The sequence below is a fragment of the Candidatus Pelagibacter ubique HIMB140 genome (assembly GCF_025558165.1).
Classification (GTDB): domain Bacteria; phylum Pseudomonadota; class Alphaproteobacteria; order Pelagibacterales; family Pelagibacteraceae; genus Pelagibacter; species Pelagibacter ubique_T.
Window position 1 is genome coordinate 1,382,630 of record NZ_LAMZ01000001.1, and the last position, 15,537, is coordinate 1,398,166.

Here is a 15,537-nt window from a genome sequence, read left to right on the forward strand (position 1 = left end):
ACTTAAACAAACCATTATATTAATTATGCCTAAAAAAAGAAAAAAGAGTTTCCGAAGTCAACAGTGGTTCAATAATCCAAAAAACCCTGACATGACGGCTTTATATTTAGAAAGGTACTTAAATTATGGTCTTACAAGAAAAGAATTGCAATCTGGAAATCCAATTATAGGTATTGCTCAATCAGGCAGTGATCTTTCTCCATGTAACAGACATTTTATGTCTTTAACAAAAAGAATTAAAGATGGGATCAGAAGAGCTGGAGGAATTCCAATGGAATTTCCAACTCATCCTATTCAAGAAACTGGAAAAAGACCAACAGCTATGTTGGACAGAAATCTATCTTATTTATCTTTGGTAGAAGTTTTGTATGGTTATCCAATCGATGGAGTTATTTTAACTACAGGGTGTGATAAAACTACTCCTGCAGCATTAATGGCAGCAGCCACAGTTAATATTCCCGCAATAGTTCTTTCAGGTGGCCCAATGTTAGATGGAGTTTACAAAGGAAAACTTGCTGGATCTGGATTAGTAGTTTGGGAAGCTAGAAAAATGTTAGCTAAGGGAGAAATTAAATACGAAGAATTTATGGACATGGTTGCATCTTCTGCGCCAAGCGCTGGTCATTGCAATACTATGGGAACAGCATCTTCTATGAATTCAGTTGCAGAAGCTTTAGGCATGTCCCTACCTGGAGGAGCTGTAATTCCTGCACCTTACAGAGAAAGAGAACAGATTTCATATGAAACAGGACAAAGAATTGTTGGAATGGTTCATGAAGATTTAACACCTTCAAAAATAATGACACGTAAAGCTTTTGAAAACGCAGTAGTTGTTGCAAGTGCAATAGGTGGATCAAGTAACTGCACCACACATTTAAGTGCAATAGCTAAACACATGGGAATTAAGTTTGATTTATCTGATTGGCAAAAATTAGGTCACGATATTCCTTTGCTAGTGAACTGTCAGCCAGCTGGCGAATATTTAATGGAAAGTTTTCACAGAGCAGGTGCAATACCAGCTGTTATGAAAGAATTAATTAAGAATAAAAAAATTCACACCAATATAAAGACTGTAACTGGAAAGACAGTTGGTGAAAATTTGAAAAAGAAAATTGATGTAGATAGCAAAGTAATCAAAACATTTAAAAATGCTTTAACAGAAAAAGCTGGTTTCTTAGTTATGAGAAGTAATTTCTTCTCATCTGCAATCATGAAAACATCAGTAATTAGTAAAGAATTTAGAGATCAATATCTGTCAAATCCTAAACACCCTAATGCATTTGAGTGTAAAGCGATCGTTTTTGAAGGTCCTGAAGATTACCATAAAAGACTTAATGATAAGAAATTAAAAATTGATGAGAACTCAATATTAATTGTTAGAGGATGTGGTCCAGTAGGTTACCCTGGTTCTGCAGAAGTTGTGAACATGCAACCACCTGACAGGTTGTTAAAAAAAGGTATTAGACATCTACCTACTTTAGGAGATGGAAGACAAAGTGGAACATCTGAAAGTCCTTCTATACTTCATGTATCTCCAGAGTCTGCAGTTGGAGGAGATTTAGGAATAGTCAAAACAGGTGATAAAATTAAAATTGATCTAAATAAAAGAAGAGTTGATTTACTAATTTCTCAGGCTGAGTTTAAGAAGCGAAGAAAAAATAAAAAGAAATTTAAAGCAAATAATCAAACACCTTGGCAAGAAATATTTAGAAATACAGTAGGTCAATTAGATGATGGTGCTTGTATTAATTCTAGAGGAAAATACTTGGATGTATCTCATACAAAAGGTTTACCTAGAGATTCACATTAAATGAAACCTAAGATATTAGTTTCTAGAAAAATTTCAGATTTAGCAGAAGAAAAATTAAGCAAAGAATTTGATGTAACATTAAATCCAAAAGACGAACCAATTCCTGAAAGCGAGTTAATTAAGATAATAAACGACTATGATGGGATGATTTCTACAGGGTTTGATAAAATTGGAGAAAATTTTTTCAATAATCTAAATGGTAAATTAAAAATCATTGCTCAGGTAGGAGTAGGGTACGATAATATTTCTGTTAACTCTGCTTTAGAAAAAAAAATAAAAGTTACCAATACACCTAACGTATTAAACGAAGCTGTTGCAGAGCTAACTATTCTTTTAATATTAGCTGCCTCAAGAAGAATTGGTGAAGCTTATAATTTAGTAAGAACTGATAATTGGAAAAATCAAAAACCTGACTTAACTAAATTTATGATTGGTAACTCAGTTACTGGCAAAACTTTAGGTATTATTGGTATGGGACGAATAGGAAGAATGGCTGCTAAAAGTGCAAAAGCATTTGGCATGAAAATAATTTATTATAATAGAAACAAGTTGTCTGCAGATTTAGAGGATGGTGCAAAATATTATTCAGATTTAAATTCAATGTTACCAAATTGCGATTTTGTAAGTATACACACACCAGCTACCGCAGAAACAAAATACATTCTTAATAAAGATACAATAAGCTTATTACCCAAACATGCAGTTGTTATAAACACATCAAGAGGTTCAACAATAGATGACGATGCATTAATTGATGCACTAGAAAATAAAAAAATTTATGCAGCCGGTTTAGATGTTTTCAACAATGAACCAAATTTAGATAACAGATATTTAAAACTAGATAACTGTTTTGTACTTCCTCATGTAGGTAGTGCGACACATGAAACACGTCTTGCAATGAGTATGATGGCAGTTGATAATATTTACTGTTTTTTCAATAAAAAACCTTTGATTTCAGAGGTAGTTTAGAACAATTCTATTCTCTGTGTTTATAAAATATATATAATTTCTATATATAATAACTAAACTGATTTAATTGAAATAGAAAATCTTTTATGATTAACTTTCAAAAAACATAAACGAGAGGAAGATAATGTTTAAATTAATATCTAAAACTTTAGCAGCGGTGGCTATGGTTTCAGTTGCTTTATTTGGCTCTGCAAATGCAAAGACTTTAAAGATTGAAACTCACTTTACTGCTAGCTCACCAAATGGTGAAGTTGCGGCTCAGTTCGCAAAAAATGTAGAGAAGTTTTCTGGTGGAAGCTTGAAAATTGAAATGTTCTACTCATCTTCAGTAACAGGTAAATCTGCTGAGGTATTTAACTCTGCACAAACTGGAATTATCGATTGTGATATGACTGGTGCTGGTTACCAAACTGGTAAAAATGCAGCGTTCCAATTCGCAGGTGATGTAATGGGTGGATACGATAACCCATACCAACAATATGAATTCTTGAACTACCCAGGTGCTCAAGATGCTGTTGATGCATTATACAACAAATATGGAATGACTTTAATTGGTTGGTGGATACCAGGACATGAGTCTTTAATATCTAGCAGACCAATTCCAGATGTTGCTTCATTGAAAGACTTTAAATTTAGATCACCTCCAGGAATGGAAAGTATGATCTTTACAACTTTAGGTGCGAAACCAATCGTTATGGACTTTGGTGAAGTACCTACAGCTTTACAAACTGGTCTAATCGATGGTGCTGACTATTCATCTTTAGCAACTAACTATGCTGGTGGACACTATGAGCAAAACAAATATGCTACATATCCAGGTTTCCACTCTATGCCGGCTGACCACTTAGCTTGTAACACAAAAGTATGGAACAAGTTAAAGCCTCATGAGCAAGGTGCTATGAAAGCAGGAATAGAAATCGCTGGAAGAACTATTACTAGCTTAGTTGAGAGAAAAAACGCTGAAGCTGTTAAAGCTTTAAATGAAATGGGCGTTACTCTTCATGACTGGTCTAGAGAAGATAGACTTAAATTCAGAACAGCTGCACTTGCTGCTTGGGAAGAATGGAAGACTAAATCTCCAGAAGCTGCGGCTTTAATCGAAATACACAAAGCTTACATGAAAGCTAATGGTATTATGTAATAAATAATTTTTGAAGGGCCTGAAAAGGCCCTTCGAATAAAATCTAAAATTTTTACTCAATGATAGATAAAGAGTTACAAGAACAAAACGAAAAAGTAGCGAGTAAAGATGATTTTCCAATTAATTGGATTGATAGAGTTTCCTTATTTTTAAGTCACACAATAAAATATTTAATTCCTGTAATTGTAATTGTGATGATGTATGAAATTTTTATGCGATATGTTTTATTTAAGCCAACTTTATGGGCTAATGAGTTATGTTTGTGGCTTGCAGGTGTTTGCTATTTAGTTGGTGGAATATATGCAACAAGATTAAGAAGCCATATTAGAATAGTTTTACTTTACGACTGGGTTGGAAGACCAACTCAAAGAATTTTTGACTTAATTAGTACTATAATTATTGTTCTTTTTGCTACAGCAGTAATTTATGGTGGATGGGAAGATGCACACAGATCTTTCACTACCTGGGAGAGATTTGCAACTTATTGGGATCCTCCAATTCCAGCTACAATGAAACCACTTACACTTTTATGTGTATTTCTTATAGCAGTTCAATCTGTAAATAACCTAATCATTGATTGGAGAAATCCAAAAGAGAAACAATACGACCCTTCTAAAGAATTAAAGTAAGATGGAATTTGAAATAGGAACACTCTCGATAATATTAATAGTTGGATTATTAGCACTGATATCTATTGGTGTTCCGATGGGATTTGCATCAGGTTTCATGGGTGCAGTACTAGTATTTTTATACATAGGTGAGCATGCATTAGGAATATTGCTTTCAAGGTATTATTCACTGGTTGTTACTTATTCATTTTTGTCAGTGCCTTTATTTATCTTTATGGCCTCCTTGCTCGAACGCTCGAATATTGCACGAGATCTTTATGATGCTTTAAACGCGTGGTTAAGAAAAACTAGAGGTGGAGTAGGTGTAGTTACTGCAATCATGGCAACCATCATGGCTGCAATGAGTGGAATTATTGGAGGAGAAATAGTTTTATTAGGATTAATTGCATTACCACAAATGTTAAGACTTAAATATGATCAAGACATGTCTATTGGTATTATTTGTGCATCTGGATCTTTAGGAACAATGATACCTCCATCAATTGTTTTAATTATTTATGGATTAACAACAGAGACTTCTATTACGATGTTATTCCAAGAAGCAATTGTTCCGGGTTTAATGATCTCAGGTTTAATTATTACATACATTCTTATTAGAACAAGATTACAGCCTCATTTAGCTCCATTAAGTGATGAGCCGGCTTTAACTTTAAAAGAAAAAATGTCTTACCTACCAGGTCTACTTCCTCCAATTGGAATTGTAATTATTGTATTAGGTTCAATTTATTCTGGAATGACTGGTATCACTGAAGCTGCAGGAATGGGTGTTGTTGCTACTTTGATTATTATTTTTGCAAGAAAAGAACTGACATGGTTTTTATTTAAAGATGCATTAACACGAACTTTTAAAGCATCTGGAACCATTTTAACAATTACTTTTGGTGCAACAGTTTTAGCAGGAGCTTATTCTCTTGCTGGTGGACCGAAATATGTAGCAGAAACAATTTTAGCGTATGATTTGAAACCAATGTATTTAATTTTCATGATGCAGATTATGTTCTTAATCATGGGAGCATTTATGGACTGGGTTGGAATTGTATTATTAGCAATGCCAGTATTTTTACCAATTGTAATTGCACTTGGTTTTGATCCTATTTGGTTTGGAATATTATTCTGTGTAAATATGCAGGTTTCATTTTTAAGTCCACCATTTGGGCCCGCCGCTTTCTATTTAAAATCGGTTGCTCCTCCACACATATCTTTAACAGATATCTTTAGAGGTTTTGCTCCATTTATAGTAATTCAGTTAATTGTATTAGCATGTGTTATGTTCTTCCCTGAAGCAATGACACAAAATTTCCACGAGTTTAAACCAAAACCATGATAACAATTGGATTTATTGGAACAGGCCTAATGGGCCTTCCAATGGCTAAAAATATATTAAAATCTGGATTTAAATTAAAAGCCTTTAATAGATCAATAGAAAAAGCAGAACCACTAAAAGAGTTTGGTGCAGAAATTTCAAAAACAATAAGCGATGTAGTTAAGGATAGTGATTTTGTCATTACCATGTTAACTGATGATAGTGCTGTAGATGCAATAACCTCTAGTTCAGATTTTCTAGACAATTTAAAATCAAGCTCAACAGTCATTGATATGAGTTCTGTAAAACCCACAACAGCAACAAAACATGGAACTAATTTAAAATCAAAAAATGTAAATTATTTAGATGCACCAGTTTCAGGAGGAACAATCGGAGCAGAAGAAGCTTCACTAGCCATCATGGTTGGTGGTGATCAAAGTGTTTTTGATAATTCTGAAAAAATTTTAAAAGCAATGGGGAACCCAACATTAGTTGGACCTATTGGAAGTGGACAAGTATCAAAACTAGCAAACCAAATTGTTGTTGGAGTTACAATAGGAGCTGTTGCAGAAGCCATAACATTATGTGAAAAAGCTGGAGCAGATCCAAATAAATTAATCAAAGCTCTTTCAGGTGGATGGGCGGATAGTAAAATACTTCAAACACATGGAAAAAGAATGATTGATAAAGATTTTAGCCCTAAGGGTAAGACCTATACTCATTTGAAAGATATGAACAACATTTTAGAATGTGCAAATTCTTATAATACTCATTTACCTATTTCAAATTTAGTTAAAGAAATGTATAAGACCTTAGTTGATAATGGTCATGGTAACACTGATCACAGTTCACTTTATAACGAGATTGAAAGGATAAATAAAAAATGAGTGGAAGACTTAATGGCAAACAAATTGTTGTAACAGCAGCAGGACAAGGAATTGGAAAAGCAACAGCAATTGCATTTCATAAAGAAGGAGCTCATGTAACGGCTACAGATTTAAACGATAAAACTTTAGCAGAATTAAATAAAGAATATCCAGATATTAAAGTTACCAAATTAGACTCAACTGATAACAACGCTATCTTAGAATTTACTAAAACTCTTGATAAAGTAGATGTATTATTTAATGCAGTTGGATTTGTTCACCATGGAACAATTCTTGAATGTGATGAAAAAGATTGGGATTTCTCATCAAATGTGAATGTGAAATCAATGTATTTTATGTGTAAGGCGATATTACCATTGATGGTAAAACAAAATGGTGGAAGCATAATTAATGTATCTTCATGTGCTTCAAGTTTAAAAGGTTTTCCAAACAGATTTGTCTACGGAACAACAAAGGGCGCTGTAATAGGTTTAACTAAAGCAATTGCTGCTGACTTTGTAAAACAAAATATCAGATGTAATTCAATTGCTCCTGGAACAGTTTTCTCACCATCTTGGCAAGACAGAGTAAACCAGAGCCCAGATCCAGTTCAGGCAAAAAAAGATTTTATTGCAAGACAACCAATGGGAAGATTAGGAACTGCAGAAGAGATTGCTGCAGTTGCTGTTTATCTCGCAAGTGATGATGCAACATTTACAACAGGAACTACAATTTCTGTTGATGGTGGAATTTCAATATAATTTAATAACAAAAGGACAATTATGAAATTATTAAGAGTAGGTCAAAAAGGACAAGAAAAACCAGCAGCTTTAGACAAAGATGGTAAAATTAGAGATATTAGTTCACATATTTCAGATTTAAATCCTGATCATTTAAATTTTGAAACTATTTCAAAATTACAAGGCGCTGATTTAGCAAGTCTTCCAGAAATATCTTCAAGTGAAAGAATTGGTTCATGTATTACAAAACCAGGAAAATTTATTGCAATTGGTTTAAACTTTTCAGATCACGCTGCTGAAACAGGAGCAGAAGTTCCATCTGAGCCAATTACTTTTATGAAAGCAACAAGTTGTATCAATGGTCCTAACGATGATATCGAAATTGTGTCTGGTTCAAAAAAATTAGACTGGGAAGTAGAATTAGGAATTGTAATTGGAAAACATACAAAACATATTTCAGAAGCTCAATCACAAGATCACATCTTAGGATATTGTTTAGTAAACGATATTAGTGAAAGAGAATGGCAAATAGAAAAAATGGGTCAATGGGTAAAAGGAAAATCTCATGACACGTATGGACCAATTGGACCTTACTTGGTAACTAAAGATGAAATTGCTGACATCAATAATTTAAAAATGAGTTTGGATGTTAACGGTCAAAGAATGCAGACTGGAAATACTAATACTATGATCTTTAATGTTAACGTTATTGTATCTTATTTAAGTAAATTTATGTCATTACAGCCAGGTGATATAATTACAACTGGTACACCTCCAGGAGTTGGTATGGGAATGAAACCACAACAATTCTTGAAAGCTGGTGATACAATGAGATTATCAATTGAAAATTTAGGAGAGCAAAACTCTAAAGTAGTTGCTTTATAATCTTTTGTGAAAATAACTTCTATTAAAAGTCATGTACTTAAATATGAGTTAGAGAAAGAACTAGGTTATTCACAACAATATTATAAACACCGAACAGCCCATTTGATTGAAGTACAAACTGACGAAGGCATTACGGGATGGGGTGAATGTTTTGGTCCAGGTAATATTGCTTTAGCCAATAAGTTCATTGTTGAAAAGGTAATTCAGCCTTTAATAATAGGCGAGGATCCTTTGAATAAAGAACATATCTGGCAAAAAGTTTACAATCTTTTAAGAGATAGTGGTCAAAAAGGAATGCCAATACAAGCTTTGTCAGGAGTTGACATAGCACTATGGGATATCTTAGGAAAAAAAACAAACTCTCCTCTTTACCAACTTGTTGGTGGGAAATGTAATAATGAAGTTCCTGTTTATGGATATGGAATGATGTTACAAAAAAAATCAGTGGATGAACTAATTCCGTTGTTTGAAGAAGAAGCTAAACAGATTAAATCAAAAAACTTTAAAGCAATGAAAATGAAGGTTGGATTAGGTCCAAAAGAAGATTTAAAGTTGGTTCAAGCAGTTAGAAATTCTATAGGTAAAGATTTCAAATTAATGGTGGATGCTAACCATGCTTATAATCTGAAAGATGCTCTTTATGTTGGAAAAGGACTTGATGAACTAGATGTTTATTGGTTTGAAGAACCTGTCGCTCCTGAAGATTACAACGGTTACCGAGAATTAAAAAAAAATATATCAACCAGTGTTGCTGGAGGTGAAGCAGAATTTACAAAGTATGGATGGAATAAATTAATTACCAATAATTGTATTGATATAGCTCAACCAGAAGTATGTGGGTTAGGAGGTATTACAGAATATTTGAAAGTCGCAGCCTTGGCGCAGGCTAACTTTGTTCCTGTAATTAATCATGTTTGGGGATCTGCTGTAAGTATAGCGGTAAATCTTCATTTATTGACTGCGCAACCAGATATGCCAGGGGGACTATTCCCAACAAAAACTATGCTAGAATTTGATACAACAGAGAAAAATATCTTTATTACAGATCTACCAAAAGAAAATTTTTCAATTTTAGATCAAGTTAAAAACAATAATGGATTTGCATCAGTGACAGACAATGTAGGTATTGGTATAAATCCTAATGAGGACTTTATTAAGGAGTTTGAAGTAAATGAATAAAATTAAAACTACAGAGCCAAAACCTATTTGGAAAATAAGATGTACTTTAGGCGAAGGAACACTTTGGGTTAAAGAACACAACTCAATTTATTTTGTTGATATAAAGAAAAAGAAAATTTGTTCTTTAAATATTAAAAATAAAAAAAAGAAAATATTTAAAGTAAATAAAGAAGTAGGTTTCATTGCTCATGTAAGAGATCATATATTTATTTTAGGATTGCAGGGTGAAATAAGAATTCAAAATTTAAAATCAAAAAAAGTTTTAAAATCGATACCTATAGAACCTAAATTAAAATTGAATAGAATAAACGACGGTAAAACAGATCCTGCTGGAAATCTTTGGTTTGGAACTATGGATAACTTAGAGAGAAAAATTGAAAAAGGATCTTTGTATAAATTAGATAAAAATCTAAAATTAACAAGAGTTGATAAAAATTATAGAATTACAAATGGCCCAGCATTTATTGATCAATATAATTTTTACCACACAGATAGTCCTAAAAAAACAATCTATAAAATTAAGATTAATAAAAATAATAAAATAATTAGTAAAAAAATATTTAAAAAATTATCTTTAGACGAAGGTTCACCAGATGGAATGACTGTAGATAGGAATAAAAATTTGTGGGTTGCACATTTTCGTGGGGCATGTGTCTCAGTATTTAATAGTAGAGCAAAATTAATTCACAGAATTAAGTTTCCAGCCAAAAATATTACTAATTGTGCGTTTGGTGGTAAGAATAATCAAGAACTGTACGTTTCAACAGCTACAAAAGGAATGGACAAGGCTGATTTGCGAAAATTTAGATATTCAGGATTCTTTTTTGGTGTAAAAACAAACACAAAAGGAGTTTTACAAAAAAAATTTATTTTAAGCAATGAAGCAGAGAGATCTTTACTATGAACGAATACCTACTAAGCTTTTAAGAGAAGATATAAGATTATTAGGAACTTTTCTTGGAAGAGTAATCAAAGATCAAGAAGGCACAAAATTTTTTAATATTGTTGAGCGATTAAGATTATTATCTAAAAATACCTTGTTAGATAAAAATAAAAGTAAAGTATTTTCCAAAATTTCAAAAGACATAAGAAAGCTTTCACCTGAAATTACTTTTAAGGTCACTAGAGCTTTTTCGCATATTCTAAATTTAATGAATTTAGCTGAGTCGTTAGATGCATCTAGAAAACTTAATGAATACGATAATCCATATTTTAAGAACAAAAAACAAAATCTATTTATTGAGGATATTATTAATAATCTATTTAAAAATAGAAAAATCTCTGACAAAAAAATTTATGATCAGGCAACAAAACTTGATATTGGAATAGTTCTCACCGCACATCCAACAGAAGTTAAGAGAAGAACACTAATTCAAAAATACGCAAATTTAACCACCTTGATGGAACAACGTCATCTTTATAAAAAATACCCCGCAAAGATTATTGAAATAAATCGAAAATTATATTCGGAGATAGCCATTATTTGGAAAACTGATGAATTAAAAAGAACCAAACCATCACCACTTGATGAAGCTAGATGGGGCTTGGCTGTAATAGAAGATAGTTTATGGGATACAATTCCAAGAGTTTACAAAAGATTGAATGATATTTTTAGGAAAAATCTAAATAAAGATCTTCCTAGAAATTTTAATCCTATTCAATTTGGTTCCTGGATGGGTGGTGATAGAGATGGAAATCCAAATGTTACATCTGAAGTAACAAAAAAAGTGATTTTATTTTCAAGATGGCAAGCTGCAAAGTTATACGAAAGAGAACTTACAAAATTAATTCAAGATTTATCAATGGAAGAATGTTCTAATAAAATCAAAAAAGTTACTGGAAATAGTTTTGAACCTTACAGAGTTTATTTAAGACCTTTAAGAGACAAAGTAAGAAGAACACATCAGTTAATTGAAGCACATATAAATTATAATAAGCCATTAGATGAAAATAAATTACTAAAAGATAAGTACGAAATCATAAATCCATTAAGAGAAGTTAGAACTTCCTTAAACATGAACAAAGGTCAACATATTGCAAATGCAGATTTGTTAGATTTGATAAGAAGAGTTAGATGTTTTGGAATAAATTTAGCAAGATTAGATATCAGACAAGAGTCTGATAGACATGAAAAACTTTTAAATGAAATATTTAAAAAGAAAAATAAAATTAATTATTCACAATTACCTGAAGAAAAGAAAATTGAATTACTTAATAAATCAATAAAACAAAAAAAATCTTTTGTTAATAAAATTAATTTAAGGGACAAAGAGAATTTAGAAGTTTGGAAAACATTTAAACAAATATCTAAAGAGCCAGAGCAATGTATGGGCGCGTATGTGATTTCAATGACTTCAAAAGCATCTGATATTTTATCTGTTTATTTATTGCAATTACAGGCCGAAACAAAGAATTTGTTAAGAGTAGTACCACTTTTTGAAACTTTAGATGATTTAAAGAATGCCAATGGTGTTATGCAAAATTTATTTAAACTTCCTTGGTACAGAAAAATGATAAACTCAAAACAAGAAGTAATGATTGGATATTCAGACTCTAGTAAAGATGCAGGAAAACTATCTGCAAGTTGGCATCAATACAAACTTCAAGAAGAACTTAGAAATTTAGCTAAAAAATATAAAATAGATCTTGTATTTTTTCATGGAAGAGGAGGATCTCCAGGAAGAGGAGGAGGACCAATTCAGGCAACTCTTAAATCTCAACCATCTGGAACAGTAAATGGAAAAATTAGAATTACTGATCAAGGAGAGGTGATACAGCAAAAATATGGATATAAGCCTTTAGCTGAATACAATCTATGTAGTTATATTGGAGCAGTAATGGAGGCTACTTTAAATCCACCTCCTAGATCAAAACCAAATTGGCGAGAGCTTATTCAAAAAATGTCTGAGATTTCTACATCTGCTTACAGAAAGTATTTAAATCAAAGTGAAGATTTTATTAGATATTTTAAAACTGTTACTCCACATAAATCTCTTGGAAAACTTGCAATTGGTTCAAGACCCACCAAGAGAAAAAATGTTGATAATATTCAAAGTTTAAGAGCTATCCCTTGGGTATTTGCTTGGACGCAAATTAGACTAATGCTTCCTGCTTGGCTCGGTACAACTGAGGCTTTGAGATATGGATCAATTAAAAAATTTAAAAAAACTATGACAGACATGGAGAGGAACTGGCCTTATTTTGTATCAACAATGGATATTTTGGACATGGTGATTTCAAAGGTTGATCCTGAAATATCAGTAATTTATGAAAATAATTTAGCTGACAAATCTTTGATAAGAATTGGAAAAAGATTAAGGTTTCAATTTGATGCATTGGTCAAATTGCACAATAAAATTACCCCAAAAGAAGTTATAAAAGAGAGAAAAGAGTTTAGAAAAGCATTATTTATCAGAAACAACTACACTGAGATGCTAAACATTCTTCAGGCAAATATAATGAATAAATTAACAAATAAAAAATATAAAAATTTAGATAAGAAATATTTAGACGATGCTTTAATGACATCTATCGCAGGAATTTCTGCAGCAATGAAAAACACTGGATAGATGATTGAATATTTAATTGCTTTTGGGGCAGGGTTAATAAGTTTTTTATCTCCTTGTGTTTTACCTTTGATACCTGGATATATATCTTTTGTATCAGGCCAATCTCTTAAAGAAATAACTGAGAAACAAAATTTTAATATTATTCCCTTAATTAAATTTTGTTTTGGTTTTTCATTAGTTTTTATCATTTTTGGAGCTTCAGCATCTTTTTTGGGACAAGTATTGTTAGAGAATTCTCAATCCTTAAGATTAATTGCAGGACTGATTGTTATATTTTTTTCACTACAATTATTAGGTGTTTTTAATTTTGGATTTTTAAACATTGATAGAAGATTTGATTTTAAAAAAATTGATAGTTTTTTCTTTCCTGTGATAATTGGTGCTGCTTTTGGATTTGGATGGACACCTTGTATCGGTCCAATACTAGGATCAATTTTAGCTTTAGCTTCAATTGAAGATACTTTATCAAGAGCAATAATTTTATTAAGTTTTTACTCTTTAGGTTTGGCTATACCTTTTGTTTTATCAGGATATTTAATTCAAAAGTTTTTAATTTTTTCAAAAAATATGCGTCAGTATATAAATATTATCTCAAAAGTAGGTGGTGGAATTCTTTTAGTAACTGGAATATTAATTATTACAAATAAATTGCAAGCAATTGGGTTTTATTTAATTGAGATCTTTCCTTTTATGCAAAACTTTGGTTAAAGTAATTAATGAAAATTTATCAAATAGATTCAAGCGCTAGAAAAAAAGGCTCAACATCAAGAGCGTTAGCAAAAAAACTTTTGGAAAAAATCAAAAAACCGGAGGATGAAGTAATTTATAGAGATTTAGATGATGAAATGCTTTTTGTAAGTGGCTTAACAGAATCTGGAATGAAAATTGATGAGAAGGATCAAACTGCAGAACATAAGAAAATGTTTGAACTTTCTGACAAGCTTGTAAAAGAATTAAAAGAGAGTGATATTATTATAATTTCAGCTCCAATATATAATTACGGACCACCCGCAACTCTTAAAGCTTGGTCAGATTTAGCTGCAAGAATAGGGGAAACCTTTAAATTTAAACCTAATGGTAGAAGAGAAGGGTTATTAAAAAATAAAAAAGCATACCTTGTAATTACTTCTGGCGGAACAAAACTAAATAGCTCAGAAGATTTTTTAACGCCTTGGTTAAAATTTATTTTAAATTTTTTTGGAATTGAAAAAGTTGAAGTTATAAGCGCTGATCAAATGGCTTTAGACTATGAAAAATCTATTAGGGATGCAGAAGCTCAAATAGAAAATATTTCTATAGATTAAACTTTCTTTTTAAGTGTCTTAATTTTCCTTCGGTACTATCGTAGTCTATATAGCAACCTTGTAAAAATCTTTCGCCTTCATTAGCATCATAAACTGTTCGTCCATGAAGCAATCTATGATTATCCATCATCATTAAATCTTTTGGAGCAAGTTTAAATTCTATTCTATATTTATCTGAATTGTACATTTCAGACAGTTTTTTTCTTGCTTGATAGTATAAATCTAACTCTTCTTTATCTAAGATTGGAACAAAATCTAATCTTGGACTAAATCTTACTTGTTTAAAATTTTTATACTCATCTAATTCAATTAAAGGACATAAAGATTCTAAAATTACTTCTTTATCAATAAATTTAAATCTTACTTTTACTTCTGTTAAGATTTTATAATAATCAGGATAACTTTTTTTTAAATCTTCAGTAACAGTATATCCATCAACCAATGTAGAATATCCTCCTGAAACTTTACTCTCTATGCAATGTAAAAGTTGGATGCATGGAACTGGGTTTCGATATGGATTATCTGTGTGCGGTGCAAGAGCTAAAGAAGTATATGCAAGATCATTAGGATCAGGTTTTGATTTAACATCAAAATATTCTCCAAAGTTAGTTCTTCTTACACTGCCAATTGAGTTTGCAAATTCAACGATATAATTTTTAGTTGTTGGTATATTTTTAATTACTACAAATCCAAACTTATAGAAAGAAACGAGTAAGTCATGCATTTCTTTACTTTCATAAAAATTATCTTCGTATTCAAAATTTTTGATATTACTTAGACTAGAATCCCATTTAGTTTTTTCTATAGATTTTATAACTGTATCTTCTTTTGAGAATTCTAAAGCAATTTTATTAAGATTAAGTTTAGAACTAATTCCATCATTAAAGTTAACTTCTAAAAATTCCTCATGAATAGAGGCTTTATTAATGATTATATCATTGCTCAAACTAGTTGGGTCAAAAAGTCTTTGTTGAGTTCCTTTATCAACAAATTCTTCACCATCCACTCTTTCTCTTAACCAAAAAGGATGTATTTCTTTTTTCTCAGTACCATTATTGAAGTAAACTTTATTTTCGTGAAGCTCAATTTTCATAAATAATACTTGAGCATTATTTAAAATTTAACTTTAATCAATATAAATT

The 15,537-nt window shown here is 31.3% G+C and carries 14 protein-coding genes; 13 read left to right on the forward strand and 1 reads right to left on the reverse strand.

All coding sequences use genetic code 11. The features are described 5' to 3' along the window. The first annotated feature begins 25 nt into the window (after positions 1-25). The 13 genes from VP90_RS07385 to VP90_RS07445 all read left to right on the forward strand — a co-directional run bounded on the left by VP90_RS07385 (position 26) and on the right by VP90_RS07445 (position 14,395). Positions 26-1,810: an IlvD/Edd family dehydratase gene (locus VP90_RS07385; RefSeq protein ID WP_262590470.1), complete on the forward strand. Its 1,785-nt coding sequence runs from the start codon at positions 26-28 to the stop codon at positions 1,808-1,810. Next, positions 1,811-2,779, forward strand: coding sequence for a 2-hydroxyacid dehydrogenase (locus tag VP90_RS07390; RefSeq protein WP_262590471.1), 969 nt, complete (start codon positions 1,811-1,813; stop codon positions 2,777-2,779). Positions 2,780-2,903: 124 nt separating this feature from the next. Continuing rightward, entirely contained in the window at positions 2,904-3,920 is a 1,017-nt protein-coding gene (gene dctP, locus VP90_RS07395; RefSeq protein WP_262590472.1) for a TRAP transporter substrate-binding protein DctP, read from the forward strand. A gap of 59 nt (positions 3,921-3,979) precedes the next feature. Further along, complete coding sequence (locus tag VP90_RS07400; RefSeq protein WP_262590473.1) at positions 3,980-4,549, forward strand: TRAP transporter small permease subunit; 570 nt, start codon at positions 3,980-3,982, stop codon at positions 4,547-4,549. A 1-nt stretch (position 4,550) separates the two neighbouring features. Next, the gene (locus VP90_RS07405) at positions 4,551-5,873 is read left to right on the forward strand and encodes a TRAP transporter large permease (protein ID WP_075506115.1); all 1,323 of its coding nucleotides are present in this window, start codon (positions 4,551-4,553) and stop codon (positions 5,871-5,873) included. Beyond that, positions 5,870-6,739, forward strand: coding sequence for an NAD(P)-dependent oxidoreductase (locus tag VP90_RS07410; RefSeq protein ID WP_262590474.1), 870 nt, complete (start codon positions 5,870-5,872; stop codon positions 6,737-6,739). Before VP90_RS07405 ends, VP90_RS07410 begins: the two co-directional genes overlap by 4 nt. Then, a complete protein-coding gene (locus VP90_RS07415) occupies positions 6,736-7,479 on the forward strand; it encodes an SDR family oxidoreductase (protein ID WP_262590475.1) in 744 nt (247 codons plus the stop codon). The genes VP90_RS07410 and VP90_RS07415 overlap by 4 nt, the downstream gene beginning before the upstream one ends. A gap of 21 nt (positions 7,480-7,500) precedes the next feature. Continuing rightward, positions 7,501-8,343 (forward strand): fumarylacetoacetate hydrolase family protein, encoded by an 843-nt coding sequence (locus tag VP90_RS07420; protein WP_262590476.1) that lies wholly within the window; start codon positions 7,501-7,503, stop codon positions 8,341-8,343. A gap of 6 nt (positions 8,344-8,349) precedes the next feature. Further along, positions 8,350-9,522: a mandelate racemase/muconate lactonizing enzyme family protein gene (locus VP90_RS07425; RefSeq protein WP_262590477.1), complete on the forward strand. Its 1,173-nt coding sequence runs from the start codon at positions 8,350-8,352 to the stop codon at positions 9,520-9,522. After that, on the forward strand, positions 9,515-10,426 hold the full coding sequence (locus VP90_RS07430) for an SMP-30/gluconolactonase/LRE family protein (protein WP_262590478.1): 912 nt from the start codon (positions 9,515-9,517) through the stop codon (positions 10,424-10,426). Before VP90_RS07425 ends, VP90_RS07430 begins: the two co-directional genes overlap by 8 nt. Continuing rightward, complete coding sequence (gene ppc / locus VP90_RS07435; RefSeq protein ID WP_262590479.1) at positions 10,401-13,091, forward strand: phosphoenolpyruvate carboxylase; 2,691 nt, start codon at positions 10,401-10,403, stop codon at positions 13,089-13,091. Before VP90_RS07430 ends, ppc begins: the two co-directional genes overlap by 26 nt. Continuing rightward, positions 13,092-13,799 (forward strand): cytochrome c biogenesis CcdA family protein, encoded by a 708-nt coding sequence (locus VP90_RS07440; protein ID WP_262590480.1) that lies wholly within the window; start codon positions 13,092-13,094, stop codon positions 13,797-13,799. 8 nt (positions 13,800-13,807) lie between these two features. Then, on the forward strand, positions 13,808-14,395 hold the full coding sequence (locus tag VP90_RS07445) for an FMN-dependent NADH-azoreductase (RefSeq protein WP_262590481.1): 588 nt from the start codon (positions 13,808-13,810) through the stop codon (positions 14,393-14,395). Here VP90_RS07445 and VP90_RS07450 read toward each other — a convergent pair. After that, entirely contained in the window at positions 14,385-15,488 is a 1,104-nt protein-coding gene (locus VP90_RS07450; RefSeq protein WP_262590482.1) for a TauD/TfdA family dioxygenase, read from the reverse strand. The two genes, VP90_RS07445 and VP90_RS07450, sit on opposite strands and share 11 nt — an antisense overlap. Positions 15,489-15,537: the final 49 nt, after the last annotated feature.